Origin of the sequence: Microcoleus sp. F4-D5 (assembly GCF_036704885.1) — a bacterium.
GTDB lineage: Bacteria > Cyanobacteriota > Cyanobacteriia > Cyanobacteriales > Microcoleaceae > Microcoleus.
Genome location: NZ_JAUBSX010000075.1, coordinates 1 through 16561, shown reverse-complemented (window position 1 = coordinate 16561; position 16561 = coordinate 1). Strand labels below are relative to the sequence as shown.

General features: G+C 47.1%; 15 protein-coding genes. 5 read left to right on the top strand and 10 right to left on the bottom strand.

The features are described from left to right. Positions 1-98: 98 nt before the first annotated feature. Positions 99-2282: a CBS domain-containing protein gene (locus tag QUA80_RS26420; RefSeq protein WP_333427965.1), complete on the bottom strand. Its 2184-nt coding sequence runs from the start codon at positions 2280-2282 to the stop codon at positions 99-101. 150 nt (positions 2283-2432) lie between these two features. On the opposite strand from QUA80_RS26420, the gene QUA80_RS26415 reads away from it, so the two are divergent. Together QUA80_RS26415 and QUA80_RS26410 are read left to right on the top strand one after the other, a co-directional pair. Beyond that, positions 2433-4994, top strand: coding sequence for a PhoD-like phosphatase (locus QUA80_RS26415; protein ID WP_333427964.1), 2562 nt, complete (start codon positions 2433-2435; stop codon positions 4992-4994). Between the two features lie 41 nt (positions 4995-5035). Further along, positions 5036-5170, top strand: a complete 135-nt coding sequence (locus QUA80_RS26410) for a hypothetical protein (RefSeq protein ID WP_333427963.1) — start codon at positions 5036-5038, stop codon at positions 5168-5170. Positions 5171-5174: 4 nt separating this feature from the next. Here QUA80_RS26410 and QUA80_RS26405 read toward each other — a convergent pair whose 3' ends face one another. The 3 genes from QUA80_RS26405 to QUA80_RS26395 all read right to left on the bottom strand — a co-directional run bounded on the left by QUA80_RS26405 (position 5175) and on the right by QUA80_RS26395 (position 8345). After that, positions 5175-5729, bottom strand: coding sequence for a Uma2 family endonuclease (locus QUA80_RS26405; protein WP_333427962.1), 555 nt, complete (start codon positions 5727-5729; stop codon positions 5175-5177). 14 nt (positions 5730-5743) lie between these two features. Further along, positions 5744-5944, bottom strand: coding sequence for a hypothetical protein (locus tag QUA80_RS26400; RefSeq protein ID WP_333427961.1), 201 nt, complete (start codon positions 5942-5944; stop codon positions 5744-5746). Between the two features lie 70 nt (positions 5945-6014). Next, positions 6015-8345 (bottom strand): calcium-binding protein, encoded by a 2331-nt coding sequence (locus tag QUA80_RS26395; RefSeq protein WP_333427960.1) that lies wholly within the window; start codon positions 8343-8345, stop codon positions 6015-6017. Between the two features lie 130 nt (positions 8346-8475). On the opposite strand from QUA80_RS26395, the gene QUA80_RS26390 reads away from it, so the two are divergent. Then, positions 8476-9054, top strand: coding sequence for a hypothetical protein (locus QUA80_RS26390; protein ID WP_333427959.1), 579 nt, complete (start codon positions 8476-8478; stop codon positions 9052-9054). Between the two features lie 101 nt (positions 9055-9155). Here QUA80_RS26390 and QUA80_RS26385 read toward each other — a convergent pair whose 3' ends face one another. The 3 genes from QUA80_RS26385 to purS all read right to left on the bottom strand — a co-directional run bounded on the left by QUA80_RS26385 (position 9156) and on the right by purS (position 11486). Beyond that, complete coding sequence (locus QUA80_RS26385) at positions 9156-9962, bottom strand: DUF4058 family protein (RefSeq protein ID WP_333427958.1); 807 nt, start codon at positions 9960-9962, stop codon at positions 9156-9158. A 227-nt stretch (positions 9963-10189) separates the two neighbouring features. Next, positions 10190-10891: a phosphoribosylformylglycinamidine synthase subunit PurQ gene (gene purQ / locus QUA80_RS26380; protein WP_333427957.1), complete on the bottom strand. Its 702-nt coding sequence runs from the start codon at positions 10889-10891 to the stop codon at positions 10190-10192. A gap of 310 nt (positions 10892-11201) precedes the next feature. Beyond that, positions 11202-11486, bottom strand: coding sequence for a phosphoribosylformylglycinamidine synthase subunit PurS (gene purS, locus QUA80_RS26375; protein WP_333042010.1), 285 nt, complete (start codon positions 11484-11486; stop codon positions 11202-11204). Positions 11487-11629: 143 nt separating this feature from the next. On the opposite strand from purS, the gene QUA80_RS26370 reads away from it, so the two are divergent. After that, positions 11630-12022, top strand: a complete 393-nt coding sequence (locus QUA80_RS26370) for a Fur family transcriptional regulator (RefSeq protein WP_333427956.1) — start codon at positions 11630-11632, stop codon at positions 12020-12022. Positions 12023-12101: 79 nt separating this feature from the next. On the opposite strand, the gene QUA80_RS26365 is transcribed toward QUA80_RS26370, so the two are convergent. Both QUA80_RS26365 and QUA80_RS26360 read right to left on the bottom strand, forming a co-directional pair. Then, the gene (locus QUA80_RS26365; protein WP_333427955.1) at positions 12102-13061 is read right to left on the bottom strand and encodes an SPFH domain-containing protein; all 960 of its coding nucleotides are present in this window, start codon (positions 13059-13061) and stop codon (positions 12102-12104) included. 102 nt (positions 13062-13163) lie between these two features. Continuing rightward, a complete protein-coding gene (locus tag QUA80_RS26360) occupies positions 13164-13595 on the bottom strand; it encodes an NfeD family protein (RefSeq protein ID WP_333427954.1) in 432 nt (143 codons plus the stop codon). Between the two features lie 335 nt (positions 13596-13930). Between QUA80_RS26360 and QUA80_RS26355 the strand changes: the two genes are divergently transcribed. Then, positions 13931-16102, top strand: a complete 2172-nt coding sequence (locus QUA80_RS26355; protein ID WP_333427953.1) for a protein phosphatase 2C domain-containing protein — start codon at positions 13931-13933, stop codon at positions 16100-16102. A 25-nt stretch (positions 16103-16127) separates the two neighbouring features. Here the strand turns inward: QUA80_RS26355 and QUA80_RS26350 are convergent, their stop codons facing one another. After that, positions 16128-16493 carry a TOBE domain-containing protein gene (locus QUA80_RS26350; RefSeq protein WP_333427952.1) on the bottom strand — a complete coding sequence of 122 codons (366 nt, stop codon included), beginning with the start codon at positions 16491-16493 and terminating at the stop codon, positions 16128-16130. Positions 16494-16561: the final 68 nt, after the last annotated feature.

Sequence of the window (16561 nt, the reverse complement as noted above, 5' to 3'; positions counted from 1 at the left end):
CTGGGGTTTCTGGTGTTTTGTAAAAAATTGTGAATTTTTAGGAATTGGTGGCGAGTGGGAGATGGGGAGATGGGGAGATTATGATTGCTGCGGCATGACTAATGACTGCTGACTGCTGACTGATGACAACTGACTATCGGAATCTCGATCGCAAACTCAGTGCCCCGTCCAGCTTCCGAAACGCATTCAAGCCGCCCCCCGTGTTGTTCCACAACTAAGTGGTAAGAAATAGAGAGTCCCAACCCCGTACCCTTGCCGACTGGTTTGGTAGTAAAAAACGGATCGAATAATTGGCGGCGAATTTCCTCCGGTATGCCCCGCCCGTTGTCGGAAATCCGGATCGCCACAAAATCACCGCCAACAACTTCAGTGCGAATTGTAATAGTGGGAAGAGTCAATGGAGAAGTAGGATTTAACGGCGGTGAATTTTTGGCATTTCTCCTAGCCCATTGCCCGTTCTGGATTTCTTCATCCAAAGCATCAATAGCATTGCCAAGAATATTCATAAACACCTGATTGATCTGACCCCCACAGCACTGGATGTGAGGCAAATTGCCGTATTCTTTAATAATGTTAATAGATGGATGTCCGCCGTGAGCTTTGAGCCGGTGCTGCAAAATCAACAAAGTGCTTTCAAGTCCCTCGTGAATGTCAACGAGCTTGATGTTAGATTGATCCGATCGCGAAAAATTCCGCATCGACAAAACAATTTGGCGTATGCGCTCGGTTCCTACTTGCATAGAAGACAAGATCTTACATAAGTCTTCCACCAAAAAATCGATTTCCATCTCTGTTGATGCTTCCCGAATTTCCGAGACTGGTTCGGGATAGTGATGCTGGTAAAGTTTCACGAGTTGGAGTAATTCTTTGATGTAGTGGCTGGCGTGGGAAAGGTTGCCGTAGATAAAATTAACAGGATTGTTAATTTCGTGAGCGATACCGGCAATCATTTGTCCCAAAGAAGACATTTTTTCAGTTTGCACAAGTTGAGTTTGAGTTTGCTGCAACTTTCGCACAGTTTCCTCTAATTGCTGCGCTTGATTTTTCAAGCAAGTTTGCTTTCGCCGCAGCACTTCTTCGACTCGCTGGCGCTTGATAATATCCCGTCTCAACAATTCATTTGATTCTAAAAGTTGAGCGGTGCGTTCTTCAACTTGTTTTTTTAAGTCGTCATGAGCTTGGCGCAGGGCTTCTTGGGCTCGCTGCCGCTCTAAAATTTCTTGCTGCAAAAGTTCGTTGGCTTTCTGCAATTGGGAGGCTCGATCGTCAACTGCTTGCTGCAAAAGCTCGATCGTCCCGTACATTTCTGATTGGTTAAAAACTTGCGGCAAACTTGTCACAGAGACAACGCCCAAAAGTTCTCCGTGACTGCCAACTACTACCAAACGGCGGACACAGTGCCGCTGCATCGACTGATGGGCACTCCAGAGGGAATCGGCGGGAGATATGCAAAATAAAGGGGCACTCATGACCATTCCCGCCGGGATTTCCGAAAGGTTTAATTCGAGGGCGTGAAACTGCACAATATCCCGCTCGGTGACAATGCCGATCGGAAGAAGGTAATTTTCTATTGGTGCGATCGCCCGCTGTGAATGCTGAGTTTGCTCTTCGACAATGACGACGCAACTAACTCGATACTTGACCATGAGTTCGGCTAAATCGAGCGCTGAGGCAGTTTTTGGGGCCCAAATGACATCTTTAGTCATGACATCTGCTGCACAGCGCAAATTGGTTAGCAAGTTAACCGGTTGCAGGGCTTCGTGAATGGCTTCGCGGGTGATGATGCCGAGAAGTCGCGAGTCTTCGTCCACTACGGGCAAATGCCGAATCTGATGCTGGCGCAACGTGAATATAGCTGTGAAAATATCTTGAGACTCGGATTGTTTGAGGGTAATGGGCGATGGAGTCATTACGTCAGCAATTGTCAGTCCTACCGCACAAGCTTCTACGGTAGTTAGCTTGACGATATCTCGTTCTGTAAAAATGCCGATGGGCCGATTATCTTCCACGACTAACACGCAACTGCCCTTGGCCGGACTCGGAAGAGCGTGTGGTTTTTCGCCATAAAGCTGACAGGAGACACGCATCGGGTTCATCAAAGCCAACACTTGGGCGATCGGGGTGTCTGGAGCCACCGTGAGGGGGTAGCGGTCGATCGCCCGATCTAAAGGTGACGAGTATAGCTGCGGACTGTTGGGCATCCTGGCGGCTTCTGATGTTTTAATTGCTGGCGGCTGCGGGGCTGAATCTAGGAACTGCTGTAATTTTTCTTCTTGTAGCATGGTTGATTATTAATTTTACTTAATGAATTGTTACAATTCAGCAGACTGGGGTTGGCAGACTTAGCATTAATTAAGCGGATTACAAATGCTCGATCGCTTGAAATTTGATTGCTAGAAAACCCCTGATTGAATTTTTATTTTTTAAATCCTATGTCGTGGACGCCATTAAGTCATCGAATTCATCATTTGCCGCTCATCCTTGCGGGCCCGATTTTGCGCCGGACTGAAAGTCGGGCCGTGACAGTTTGGCTGGCTCTGAAAGCACCCCGCCAAGTCGAACTCAAGGTTTATTCGACAGAGGGCGGAACCGGCGAAATTGTCCGGGTGCCGTTACTCCAAGGTGCGAACTCTACCGTGCAGCTCGGCAAATACCTGCACGTAGTAGCGGTGACTGCTAAACAGATCGACACCAATGTCTTGACATCCGGGCAAATTTATGCTTATGACATTGAGTTTACTGGGAGTCGGGAATCGCCGTCGGTTGCAGTCCCAGAAAATGAGAAAGAAAATCTCATTTCTTGCTTGTGGCCGGCATCCCCTGATTCGTCGGCTTTGGGTCCGGAGACCATCGGTTATTTCGCTCACCAGTTGCCGACTTTTGCGCTGCCGCCGAAGGATTTAAACTATTTGCGTATCGTTCACGGTTCTTGTCGCAAGCCCCACGGAGATGGCAGAGATGCCCTGCCAATTTTGGATAATTCGATCGAACAATTTGCAGGAACGGCAAATAGCAGACCCCACCAACTGTTTTTAACGGGCGACCAAATTTACGGCGACGACGTTGCCGATGCGATGCTGTGGGCCCTGACTGATACTGGCGATACCCTGTTGGGCTGGGAAGAGAGTCTACCCCTGATGGATGATGCCCAAATTAAAAAGAATTTGTGTATCAGTATACCTAAAAATGCGGAAAACGAAAATGCAGTTGGTCAAGAGAGGGAAATTTTTAGAGAGTCACCTATTCAGAAACCCTCTAATGCTAATTATGATTCCAAAAAACCAATAGAGTTACAGCCGGGGACTCGCAGCGATATTGCCAGAGATTTTGGCGGCTTTACGGCGATGTTGGTGAATAAACCCAAAAATGCTAAAAGTCACTTGTTTAGCTTGGGCGAATATTTCGCGATGTATTTGTTAGTTTGGTCGCCGGTACTTTGGTGCGAGCGTTTTCCGAAGGGTAAGGATATGTGTCCAAATTCTAAGCAGGCAAAAGTCTGGGATAGAGAAGTTGTTGAACTTGACGGTTTTGCTCGCAATTTATGGAGGGTGAGGAGGGCGCTAGCGAATATTCCTACTTATATGATTTGCGATGACCATGATGTTAGCGACGATTTGTATTTGAATCGAGAGTGGTGTTACCGGGTGCTGGGGAAGCCGCTGGGCCGACGGGTGGTGCAGAATGCTTTGGTGGCTTACGCTGTGTTTCAGGCTTGGGGGAATACGCCCGCACAGTTCGATCGCGAAAAACCGGGAGATAAATTATTAAAAGCTGCTGAAAAATGGTCGAATTCGGCGGGGAATGATGTTTCTGCTTGGGAGGAGGCGGCTTCGTATTTGGGAATTCCCGGACTCGACCCGAAAACTAATTTGCCTAAGTTCAAATTAGATGAAGATGTTTTTATTTTGGATCGGGATGGCGAGGGTGTAAGTGAGGTTTTGAATTGGCATTTTACTGTAAGAAGTTTTAAGCACGAGGTGATTGTGCTGGATACGCGGAATTGGCGGGGGTATCCGGTGAAAAGTGCGATCGATCCGCCGATGCTTTTGACTCACAAAGGTTTTGAGGAGCAAATTCAGAAACCTTTGAAGGAGACTGAGTTGCTGAATAAAAGTGGGGAGTTTGAGATTGAGGCGACGGTGGTAGTTGTGCCGACAAATTTGGTGGGTTTGTGGATTATTGATGCGGTGCAAAAGCGGGATGTGGAACAGGGGAAGGTTTTTAATAGCGATGCGGGGGATGCTTGGAATTTTCACGAGTTGGCTTTTGTGAAGCTGTTGTCGGAGTTTTTTAAGCAGCGCGATCGGGTGATTGTGTTGACGGGGGATATTCACTATGCTGCTGCTGTGAGGCTGAGTTATTGGTCTGATTGTCATTTTGGCGATTCTCGGCCGAATATTGAGCCTTTGACGAGGGATAACGATCGGTCAAATTGTCAATATTCTGTGCTGGCGCAGTTGACTGCTAGTGCTTTTATCAATGAGGAGTGGAAAACGCATTTAATTCATACTAAGATTAAGTCGCTGCTTCCTGAGCGATCGCACGAATGTTTGGGATGGAATGAGCCGCTGGAATTAATGAAAATTTCGAGGAGTGGCAAAAAGAAAGCTATAGCGGCTGCTGTCAGGAACAGACAATCTCTGCCTGATTGGGGGTATCGGATTGACTGGATTAAACGGCAAAGAGCTCGGGTGTTTTTGCTGCTAGAAAAGGGAACTGCGTCAGAGAGATCGCATAAAAATAAACAATTGTCATTCCTGCGCAGGTTGTGGAATTTTATATCGCTGTTGTGGCGCAATCGCTGGCTGCAAGAGGGTAATGAGATTGTGGGATACAGCAATGTTGCGATCGTCAGTTTTCAGTGGCCGGCTGAAGGTGATGGGGAGAAAGCGGTGATGCAAAATGTTTATTGGCGGCCGCTTTGGGAGCCGGATAGTGTGGTTTACAGTCAGTATTTTGTGCCGCTGGGATTGGATGACCCAAGGGTTGATTGATCGGGTGTTCTGCATTTAAATTTAACTTTTTGGGCGTTGCTGTGAGCAACGGCACACGGGTTGAAGAGTCGATCGCCCGTTTCCCAAAAAGTCGATCGCACGGAGAAGATACGGAGAAGAAACGGCGGTTGAAACCGCGTCTACACGAGACTTTACCCGGATGGTGCGCGGGTTGAAGGCCTAATCCTCTAATAATCGATCGATCGAAACAGCAACATCGGGAAATGCTAGCGGATTGATATTACCCTGAGTTAGAGTTTCTCTGAATTGATAGCCGTCATTTGTAGGGGAGCGAAATACTATCAATTCCCTTGTTCGCAAATTGATGATCCAATACTCATAAATGCCGGCTTGGGCGTAAATTTTGGTTTTAATTTCTAAGTCTTTACTGAGAGTTGAGTTTGAGTATTCAATCAGCCAAAAAATGTTTTCTGGATAGGGGTGATGTTCTCGGTAATCTCTTCCCAGACGTTGAACGACAGCGATATCGGGTTGTGGCTCAGAGTTGCTTGACGATAAGGTAATTGGCTTACCTTGGCGGACTTTTGCCCGATCGCCCAGCAAATACATCAGGTACTCTCCACCCTCATCGCTAGAGTAAGCATGGGATTCTCCTTCGGGAGCCATTTCGATGATTTCTCCACCTATTAATTCAACGTTTCGCCCTTCCAGAATACCGGCGGCAATCATATGGTGGTAGTCTTCAACTGTCCATTTTACAGTCGTGACGCTCACGGTGATTATTCCTATTATTTTATTCTCATTTTAGACTGCTTTTGCGGTTTGCGATCGCCCGTTTCCCGAAAAGTCGATCGCCCAATCAACCCATAAACCCAAAAAATCCGATCGCCCCACTCAACAATAAAACCCCATCGCACATTTCTCTCAAATTCGATCGCCCGATAAACAAAAAACCCGATCGCCCATCCACAAAAAACCCGATCGCCCATTCATCCAAAAATTCGATCGCCCATCCACCCAAAAACCCGATCGCCCGATCGACAAAAAATCCGATCGCCCTTAAACCAACTCCACATCACACACCGCTCTACTGTCGAATTGAGTAACGACCTGAGTTAATCCACCAGTGAGAAAAAAATCAGGCAAAGCCCCGAATGAAGCGAATCCATTAGCGTTGTCTCTTATACCTGTAATGGCAAGACTACCAGATATTCCTGGCCTACCAGTGGCTGCAAAACCAAGGTCATCACAGTCCCCAAAAGCGTTTGGCTTGTTTCGGATCTCAAAACTTACCGTACCACTCGGAGAGGAAATGGGAATGTTTTTGGTTTGTGTACCACTGCTTGTACTAAGTTCTACCAGTATGTTGTTTATTTTGTCTTGTGGATCGCAGTAGGTAATTTTGACTTCTGCTGCTTGTCCATAGTTGAGAACTGAAGGGAGGACTTCTGCCTTAAAGACTTGTTCCGAACAAGTTGGTGCTGGTTGAGGAGTAGTCGCAGGTCGATCGCAAAAGTCAAATGGAATACCCGTCTTATTAGCAAGAAACTTTCGGAACTGAGGCAAAAAGTTAGTTTTAGAAGGTTCTGTCGGCTTCTCTTCCCCAAAAAATAAATCAATCAGTTCATTAGTAGAGGAAGCTAAATCTAAAACATCTCCTGTACCTTTTGCTAAGTCTCCTGCAAGTTCTGCTGATTCGATAATTTTCCCAACTCCTATTCCTCTCACGTCGTCAATTATCGCATCACCAAGGTCTTTATCGCTGCCTGTAAGAAGTTTGCAACTGTAGTTAAGGACTTTAAATCCTGTAGACGCTGCCTCCATTGCTTTGTTAACAACCCTAAAAGGAGCGAATACTAAAGCACCAACGGCTGACGCAGCAGCAGCAAAATCAACCACTTTAGCAAGTCTGCCAGTGCCTGTGCAGAACTTTTTAACCGATTCACAAGCTTTCGCAAAATCTGGCTCGCCAACGGTCGGAGGATTAACTGGTGGCTCAGGATTAGTAGGTACGGTCGGCTCAATTGGTAGAGGAATCTTTACAGTGTCAAAAATCTGACCATCTTTGATACCCGATATTTCACCTTGATCCGGGTTTCCAGTTTCTTTGCTCTTTTGGTACTCTATTCGCGTAGTTTCATTAGAGCCTTCAAGAGTGACATCCGCCCTTGTACCATCTCGACTCAAGCGCATTGTGCTACCACGAACACCCGTTGTACGATTGGGTACAAATATAACTGATTCTACGAAACGTCCGTCAGCATCATCTTGAAAAACAATTGTATATTTGCTACCATCACTCGCCGGAAATTCCATCTGAAATCTGGTGTCAGATAGCTTTTTTACTTCCGGTAAATCAATTGTGACTTTATCTTCAGGGCGCTCTGGTTCCACATCATAAGGTCTGAAACGACCACTTAAATCATCTGGTGTCACTCCCAAAACAGTACCTAACAAAGCCCCTGTTGCAGCCACCTTAATATCCACAGCCGAACCACCAGAAGGCTGCACTTTCGACTCCAAAACAATATCGGATTCCCGAAGATTTGTACTAAGTCCGATAAAATCAATTGTTCTTTGAAAGTCGGTAATTAAGTCAAAAGTAGGAGATCCTAAAGACTGTTCATAACGCAGAAAAAATATATCTTGACCCGCACCACCAGTCAGGGTATCGTTGCCCAAATCGCCAATCAGGAAGTCATCGCCATCTTCCCCATTCACAATATCGTTACCGCGACCACCCCGCAAAAAGTCGTCTCCGCCTGCACCGAAGATTACGTCATCACCTGCGTTTCCGTTGACACCATCGGCACTTTCACCACCCTGCAAGGTGTCTGCACCCTCACCGCCAAGCAGACCGTTTTGGCCCGCACCGCCACTGAGAAAATCGTTTCCCAAGCCGCCGTAGAGCAAATCAGCACCACCGAGGCCCTCAATTCGGTCATTTCCTTCGTCGCCATAGACGATATCCCCAGATTCGGAACCAGTAATCGAATCCGCACCACCTAAACCCCGCAAACCGCCGATGAGAGTATCCAGCAAGCCAAGGGGAATTGTAAATGTGTCGCTTTGCTCAGTTAAAATGTATGCACTACCATCGGCAGAAAGCGATCCAATGCTGACTTGAGAACTCGATCGCCCGCTATCCCCATCAACACTACCGGAGATAAAGTCCTTTCCCGTGTTACCATTGAAAAAGTCTGGCGCGATCGAACTTTCTAGCGTATCGTTGCTTCCCAAGCTAAAGATATTCTGGATATTCTGAGCATTCGATACCGTCTCTTGAGTCGTGGCTTTTTTCGAGCCACAGCCGCAATCCGCTTGATTCTTGGCGCTGCTACCGTTCAATATGTCATCGTTCTTGTCCAGCAAAGCTAAATTGTCAGGCATACACTGTTGCTTTGTGTTGGTGATTTAAGAAATCTACCTCACCTGTCTCATCTATGTCATGGCTGAAAAAGCCCGAAAAAGACTGAAAAAGCCCGAAGTTTCCTTAACTTTATATTTCTTCACTTAACCCATGCAGCCCAACGACGATCGCCCGTTGCAAGCCGTCCCTGACGATAACGAATTGCTGAAATTGGTCGATGGTCTAATATTTGAAAAAACAGGCAAACATCTCAACACGCTGCAACGGCTACTGTTTCAGGGAATGTATGATGGTAAAACCTACGAAGCGATCGCCCGCGACACCCGCTACACTACTAAATACGTCCGAGAAGTCGGCTACAAGCTACTCAAAAGTCTCTCCGCAGTGATGGATGAAGAGATGCAAAAAGGCAATCTCAAAGCTGCGATCGATCGCAGAAATATTAGCAATACCTCCAGTAATAACTCAAATTTCGGTAGAGATTATATTCATCAATACGTTGAATACGTTCAGACACTCAACTTCAACCCCTGTCCTTCTGGGCCTAGCAAATCTGACAACAAATACGCCACTGAATCCAGATTCAAAACTCAGATCGAACGGCTCGAAATTGATGTAGCTGATGTCGTTTGTAAGTTGCACAGTCAAGGTATCGAACCATGCAAAATCGCTCAGTTGCTTGGTCTGCCAAATGTGACGGTAGAAACAATATTGCGTGAATTATCATAGCTAAAATGCGAGATATTTGTAGGGTGCATCCCTGCGAAAATTTCAAGTTGATTTAGAGATTGTCGGTCGCGACTAAGCACAGGATATAAAGTAAAATATAATTAATTCTCTCGAAGTTCTTTTTCTTGCAAAAGTTGGGTTGCCCAAACCCGATCTTCTTCCGATAGAGACGGTACGGGTTCTTGATTATAGTCGATCCGATAATCATAGCCAGCACGATCGTAAACACCTGCAAATAATTCTGGTAAGTTAACAATAGGTTCTACATCTTCCTCGCGCAAGGGAAGCGGAAATATAGGTAGAGAATCGCGGAGATTAAAAGCATAAAGTTCGGCAAACGGACGGCGATTACTAGGACTGACCAAAACCCGATAATCGCTTTGAATAGAATTGTTAAGGATGGGCATAGATTCCCATTTCCGTAGTAAATCGATTTCGACTAAATGAGTTAAACTACCTAAAATACTCTGGCGTTTTTTGAGATAAATAATTCTTCCTTCTCCACTACGTTTGTTCACAGGAGAAAGAATCTCAATTGCAGTGACAACTTGTTTCGTTGCCATTTCTCGCACTTCCAGGTAAGTCTGTTTAATTTTTTCAGGAGCAGGCACTTTAACGGTAGTCGGAAGTGTTAGACTTACAGTGGCAACTGAACGAGTAGGAACATCGGGGGTATTAGATTGACGCTTCTTAATCGCGACATCGGGGATACCTACTAAAAGGGACTCGTCGTTACTTTCATTTAGATCGGTAATTTCATAGATTCGTTTGTCAATTGCCACCTCATATTTAGGGCGAATTTGAGGCATAATGGTATCAGCGATCGCGATAATCAATCGATTGTGAGTTTCCTGCCAGTAATCGGGGTGTTCTAAGTAGGGGTCCATTCCAGGAAAGGGTGAAGGCATAGGACTATTTTCCGATGTATTGACTTTCCAATCATTTTAGCATTTTTAATTTTGTAGGGTGTGTCGCTTTAAAGCGAGGCAGAGCCTCTGGATATAGGTTCCCAGGCTGGAGCCTGGGAAGCAGTTAAAGCTTGTCAAGAACTGGCTTTCCGGCCCGCCCCACAATAAATTTAATCTACTGTGGAACAGGCATCTTGCCTGTTCATAAAATCAGAGACAAATATCAACTACAAAACAGCAGCAACAGTTGCCATCAACAACCCTTGAAACAATTTCACCCCATCAGTTTCGCCCAACATCGGATCGGATGCCCGTTCAGGATGCGGCATCATTCCTAATACATTGCCTAGGCGATTGCAAATACCGGCAATATTATTTAACGAACCGTTGGGATTCCCAGCCTCGCTAATTTTGCCCGCCTCTGTGCAGTAGCGAAACAGCACTTGCTCGTGGTCTTCTAACTCTGCTAATGTATCCGCATCAGCATAATAGTTGCCTTCACCGTGGGCGATCGGCAAATCGATGATTTCACCCGTAGTATAAGCCGCAGTCCAACGAGTATTACCCCGTACAACTTTCAAAGAAGCGCGATCGCAAATAAAATTCAATCCCGCATTTCGTACCAGAGCACCGGGCAATAAACCAGCTTCAGTCAACACCTGAAAACCGTTGCAGATGCCCAATACAAGCTTTCCTTGTTTCGCGTGTTCCGCAGTAGCCCGCATTGCCGGAGAAAAACGGGCGATCGCGCCGCACCGCAAATAATCTCCGTAACTGAAACCGCCGGGAATTACAATGACATCAATATCCGAAATATCGGTATCTTCGTGCCAAATCATCCGCGTCGGTTGGTGGAGTAACCCTTGAGTCACCCACACCACATCGCGATCGCAATTTGAACCAGGAAAAACAATAACTCCAAATTTCATAAGCTGAAGGAAGAAGGAAGAAGGAAGAAGGAAGAGGGAAGAGGGAAGAAGGAAGAGGGAAGAGGGAAGAGGTGTCTACTTAAGACTGGAATTCTCTGTTTCTCTCGCTTGTATCTAAGTCTCGATCCCCCTAAATCCCCCTTAAAAAGGGGGACTTTGAGTGAGCCGAGTTTTCGTGTTTTTAACGAAGACTTTGAATGCTCTTGTCCCCGCTTTTTAACAAAGACTTTGAGAACCCTCTTGTCCCCACCTTATTAAGGGGGGTTAGGGGGGATCTCCGGGTTGAAAAACACGCTAGGGGCGATCGCATTTATGCCGCCGCTGTCTCCACAGCAACAGGAATTTCAGTCAAATCAAAGCGATAATTTTCAATAACTGGATTGGCCAAAAGTTGGTCGCAAACGCGATCGAGTTGTTCGCGGGCCTCCGACTCACCAGCAGCAGTCAGCGTCAATTCAACGTACTTCCCGATACGCACACGCTCAACATTGTCGTATCCCATGTGTTGCAAACCAGACTGTACGGCAGTGCCGGCGGGGTCTAAAACCGAAGGGCGGAGGGTAACATAGATTTGGGCGAGATATTTCTGAGTCACGGGAATGTTGCGGTAGGTGATGTGAAAGTTAGCCCCATTGTATTCTACAACCGAGCTGCGCGCCGATCGCCATTTGGTTAGCCCAAGTAAGATAGCCTAGAAATAGGGACAGATTTGATTCCAGCAGATTCGAGAAAAAAATTATGAGAACCAACCGCACCCGCAGTCAGGAGCGTATTTTAAACTTGCTCAAAGTCCTGAATCGATCGCTTTCAGCGCAAGATATCTACTTAGAACTGCGTAACAGCGACCAAAGCATGGGCCTAGCAACCGTTTACCGCTCCCTCGACAGTTTAAAGCGAGAGGGGTTAGTTCACGTCAGAACCCTCGCTAGTGGCGAGTCTCTCTACGGTGCCGCCCACCAAGACCAACATCACTTAACTTGTCTCGAATGCGGGGCATCAATTACGATCGACGAATGCCCCGTCCACCACTTAGAAAGCCAACTGCAACAATCTCATTCTTTCAAGATTTATTATCACACTTTGGAGTTTTTCGGATTGTGCGATCGGTGTACTTTGGCTCAAGAATCTTAAATTTGGTAATAGGTAATAGGTAACAACAGTCAACAGTTAACAGTTAACAGTCAACTGCTAACTGCTAACTGATAACTGGCTAATCAGCCTGATTACTTTCCCCAACAATCGATCGCAATCCCTCCATCGTAGCGGGGATGCTGCGCGGGTCCATAAACATCACCTTGCTGCTGTCGCTGCTGCCAATTTTCAAGCCCATATCCAGATAGTTTTGAGCTAACAAAAATTGTAAAGCTTCCCGGGCCGTGGGGTCATTTTGCAGAGTTTTGGAGATTATTTGCAAGGCCTCAGAAGTAGCTTGAGCTTTCAAAACCTGACTTTGGCGTTCTGCTTGAGCTTTCAGGACGATCGCCTTTTGTTGAGCTTCCGCCTCCAAAATTGTCGCTTTTTGGCGGGCTTCTGCATCCAGAACTTGCGCTTCAGCTTTACCTTTGGCGTTGTTAACTGCTGACTCGCGTTCTCCCTCGGATGTCAGAATTAGCGCCCGCTTGCGTCGATCGGCTGCCATCTGCAATTCCATCGATTCCTGTACAGTTTTAGAAGGGACAATATCGCGCAGTTCTACCCGCGTCACTTTAACTCCCCAAGGATCGGTAACAATATCTAAATCTCTGAGCAAGATCTCATTAATTTGAGAACGAGCAGTAAAGGTTTGTTCGAGGTCCAGTTGACCCATTTCGGCGCGGATTTGAGTCAGCACCATATTGACCATTGCTGACTGGAGATTTTCTACTTTGTAACAGGCTTTGTCCAAGTCTACAATCCGCCAGTAAACCACAGCATCAACCGTGATCGAAACGTTATCGCGGGTGATACAAGCTTGCGGGGGAACATCTAAGACTTTTTCCCGAATTGTTTGCTCGTAAACGACGCGATCGAGAAATGGCGTGACAAAATTCAAACCCGGTTCGAGCTTCTTGCCGTTATATTTACCTAAAGTCTCCACCAGCGCTTGATTTCCCTGATTGATAATTTTGACGGAACCTGCGAGGGCTGAGCCACCTAGTGCTAAAAATACAAGTAAAAAAATTTGTTCCACGGTTGCCTCCTATCAATGTTGAGTGTTGACTGTTAAATGTTGACTAAAGACTGATGACTAATCACTAACTACTAATTGTCTGTGATTAATTACGCATTTTGTTTAAGAATGCAATAAATTTTCTGGCAAAACTATCAGAGTAGTGCCTTTCCGTCCGACGACAATTACGTTTTGGTTGGGGGGGATGGTGGCGTTGGGATCTTCGCAGCGAGCTTGCCAAGAATTCCCCTCATAAATGACTCTGCCGGATTCTCCGGGGGGAATTTCTGTTAAAGTTTTTGCGTCCTGAGAATCTGCGATCGCCCTTGCCTTGCCTTTTGGTATCAACCGCCGGGACAGCAGCACAAAAACTGTCGAAAGTACCATCCACAGAAATATTTGTAAATTAACGTAAGGTAGAACCAGAGAGCATCCAGCTACGGCGAAGGCGCTCAGTCCCATCATAAAAGCGACAAAAGCAGTCGGGAGAAATAGCTCTGCCAAACAGAGCAAAGACCCAGCTAGCAGCCAAAGGAGCGTGGGAGTCCAGATCATAAAAAGAATAGGTGATACTATTTAGATCTTAGATTGGAAATTTAAAATTTAAGAATTGCAAACAACTGACTCTGCAAGGGTTTGCCACTTGCGGGCCGAAGAAGCGATTTTTCGCCCCACGGTATCAGCTTGAGGCTTCCATCGTAACTCCAAGTCAGATTTTAGTAACTTAGATTACAATTTTAGCCGGTGCAGACTGGCAGAAACTACAATTTCTAGGAGCCCAAAGGCAGTTAAGAAATTGATAGGGGCTAAAATCAGTTTATTCTCAAGCTCATGAATTTGGGCTGGCGAATCATATATCTTCAGAATGTTTTTACACAAACTATTTCGATATGATCAGTAGTTTCTCCGAACCCATTTATTGCCCGAATCTTAGCTGTGGCGAGCCACGCAATACCTTTGGCCGCCAGCACTGTGCAGCTTGTGAAACCGATTTAATTTATCGATATTTGTGGGTGGTGGGGCAAGCAGCCGAGGAAGTGCCGGCGGGTAAGGTAATAGCCGATCGATATTTTGTCATTGCACCTCAAATCTGGCTCGACAGCCGTCCAGCTTTGACTCCAAGCGTCCCAGAACAACTGCCGGATAGGATTATGCCTTACCTGCATTTGTATCCCCAACGGCTGCATACGCCTGAAGTATACGGTTTTTGTTCTTTGGGGGAAGCACCGGAAGCCACAGAGGTGGTGTTGTTAGAAAATGTGCCCATCAATAATTTCGGTCGCCTGTATCCCTCTATTTTAGAAGCTTGGTCTGGGGCAACAGCCGCGCGCCAAGTTTACTGGCTGTGGCAAATACTCCAACTTTGGACGCCGCTGTCGGAACAGGGAGTCGCTTCGAGTTTGCTGGTACCGGAAAATTTGCGGGTGGAAGGTTGGCGGGTACGCCTGCTGGAACTGCACCGGGGCAATTTTGTACCGACGCTGCGGGATTTGGGAGATGTGTGGTCAGGTTTGGTCGAATCGGTCGAGCCCGAGGTGCAGTCGAGACTCGGAGAGATTTGTCAGTTTATGCGCCGCAGCAGCATGAATTTGGAGGCGCTGGCCCTGGAACTCAACGATTTACTGTTAGAACAAGCCGCTAAATTGCCTCTGCACTTAGAAGTAGTCGGCATGACTGATACCGGCCCGCAGCGCTCCCAAAATGAAGACAGTTGCTATCCAACTGCTGCGGATTTTCAATCGAGCAAAACTTCAGGAAATGACAAATTAATTCCTTATTTGACAATGGTTTGCGACGGGGTTGGAGGCCACGAAGGAGGAGAAGTTGCCAGTCAATTAGCCGTCCAGTCCATGAAAGCTTTAATCCAAAATTTGCTCGCAGAAATCGCTCAACAAGAAGAGTTGATGACGCCACCAATGGTAATTAAGCAACTAGAAGAAATAGCGAGAGTTGTGAATAATGTGATTTCCGCTCAAAATAACGAGCAGGGAAAAGAGTTGCGGCAGCGGATGGGGACGACTTTGGTGATGGCCCTCCAGTTGCCTCAAAAAGTAAAAATTTCCGAGGATTTGCCGTCGAATAACAGTCACGAACTTTATTTAGTCAATGTGGGAGACAGCCGCGCTTATTGGATTGGCAAAAATTACTGTCACCGCCTGACTGTGGACGACGACGTAGCCTCAAGGGAAGTCCAGCTAGGACACAGTTTATACTGGGAGACTCAACTGCGATCGGATGCAGGAGCCTTAACTCAAGCTTTGGGAACGCGGGACGGTGATTTCCTGCGCCCGACGATTCAGCGATTTATTGTCGAAGAGGAAGGCTTACTGCTGCTGTGCTCCGACGGTTTGAGCGACAACGACTTAGTAGAGCGCTATTGGGAGAATTACGGCCCAGAGGTGCTTGAGGGCAAAATGTCTTTGGAAGCTGCGGTTCAGTCTTGGATTCGCCTCGCCAACGAGAAAAACGGTTATGACAACACCTCTGTAGTGGCGACTCACTGTCGGATGTCGCCGGAGAGATTGGTACTGTTCCATCCGGCCGTGGCTTCAGCGCCGACCGCGGCGCCGGTGTCAGCCTCGGTGTCGCTGCCGCCGTCCCTGCCGCGGTCCCTCCAGAAGTCCGGGAGGATTCCAGAATCTCAGCTTTCTGAATCGTCCAAACAGTTGTTGTACCCCGAAACTCCCCTCGCCCCGGAACCAATTCAAAAACCGAAGTTAAAGCCCGGGCTGACCCTACTGGGGCTGTTGGGGCTGATGTTGGCCTGCGGCGCTTTAGGTTTGTGGGTGCAAAGCCTCCAAAGCCCCCAGCCAGAACCCGCACAACTTCCGCCACCGCCGGAAACTCCCGCCCCGAGTTCTTCGGAGATTCCCTCGCCGTCCCCCGAATCGAGTCCTTCGGAGATTCCCTCCCCTGGGGCCGAGAGTCTCTCGCCGTCGCCGGAATCGAGTCCTGCGGACATTCCGTCGCCCGAAGCGGAAACTTCTTCGCCGTCGCCGGAATCGAGCCCTGCGGAGATTCCCTTGCCCGAAGCGGAAACTCCTTCGCCATCACCGGAGTAAGCGAGATTGAATTAAGCAGAATTTTTTATAAAATGCAGATACTTTCCGGCGGCACGGCAACTCGAACGCTGTCGCCGACTTGGTATCGCTGCAAGTCATCTCTGTGCAAGTTTTGTCGGCGAAGGGCGATCGAACTTTTAGCAGTCAACCGCACCGTATAGCGCGTGTCAGTGCCAATATAAATAGCCTCTTCTACTATTCCCGGCCAGCTATTTTCAACATCATAATTAGCCGGGAAAATAGCAGCTTTTTCTGGTCGCAACACCAGGGTGACAACTTTCCCAGCGGGCATATCTTCTGCTGTGGCAACTAACACGGGCAACTGCTGGTCAACCAACACAATTATTTGACCGTTTTCCTTTTCTACTACTCGCCCGCTTAAAACCCACATTCCGCAGATATTCGATCGAATTTTTTAATCAGTTGTGAAAACTTGTCAGCCCAATGCTTTTTGGCTGA

Coding starts and splice junctions, on each gene's coding strand:
- QUA80_RS26420 (WP_333427965.1), bottom strand. CDS start 2,282: ATGCTACAAGAAGAAAAATTACAGCAGTTCCTAGATTCAGCCCCGCAG.
- QUA80_RS26415 (WP_333427964.1), top strand. CDS start 2,433: ATGTCGTGGACGCCATTAAGTCATCGAATTCATCATTTGCCGCTCATC.
- QUA80_RS26400 (WP_333427961.1), bottom strand. CDS start 5,944: ATGGGCGATCGGGTTTTTTGTGGATGGGCGATCGGGTTTTTTGTTTAT.
- QUA80_RS26395 (WP_333427960.1), bottom strand. CDS start 8,345: ATGCCTGACAATTTAGCTTTGCTGGACAAGAACGATGACATATTGAAC.
- QUA80_RS26390 (WP_333427959.1), top strand. CDS start 8,476: ATGCAGCCCAACGACGATCGCCCGTTGCAAGCCGTCCCTGACGATAAC.
- QUA80_RS26385 (WP_333427958.1), bottom strand. CDS start 9,962: ATGCCTTCACCCTTTCCTGGAATGGACCCCTACTTAGAACACCCCGAT.
- purQ (WP_333427957.1), bottom strand. CDS start 10,891: ATGAAATTTGGAGTTATTGTTTTTCCTGGTTCAAATTGCGATCGCGAT.
- QUA80_RS26370 (WP_333427956.1), top strand. CDS start 11,630: ATGAGAACCAACCGCACCCGCAGTCAGGAGCGTATTTTAAACTTGCTC.
- QUA80_RS26360 (WP_333427954.1), bottom strand. CDS start 13,595: ATGATCTGGACTCCCACGCTCCTTTGGCTGCTAGCTGGGTCTTTGCTC.
- QUA80_RS26355 (WP_333427953.1), top strand. CDS start 13,931: ATGATCAGTAGTTTCTCCGAACCCATTTATTGCCCGAATCTTAGCTGT.
- QUA80_RS26350 (WP_333427952.1), bottom strand. CDS start 16,493: ATGTGGGTTTTAAGCGGGCGAGTAGTAGAAAAGGAAAACGGTCAAATA.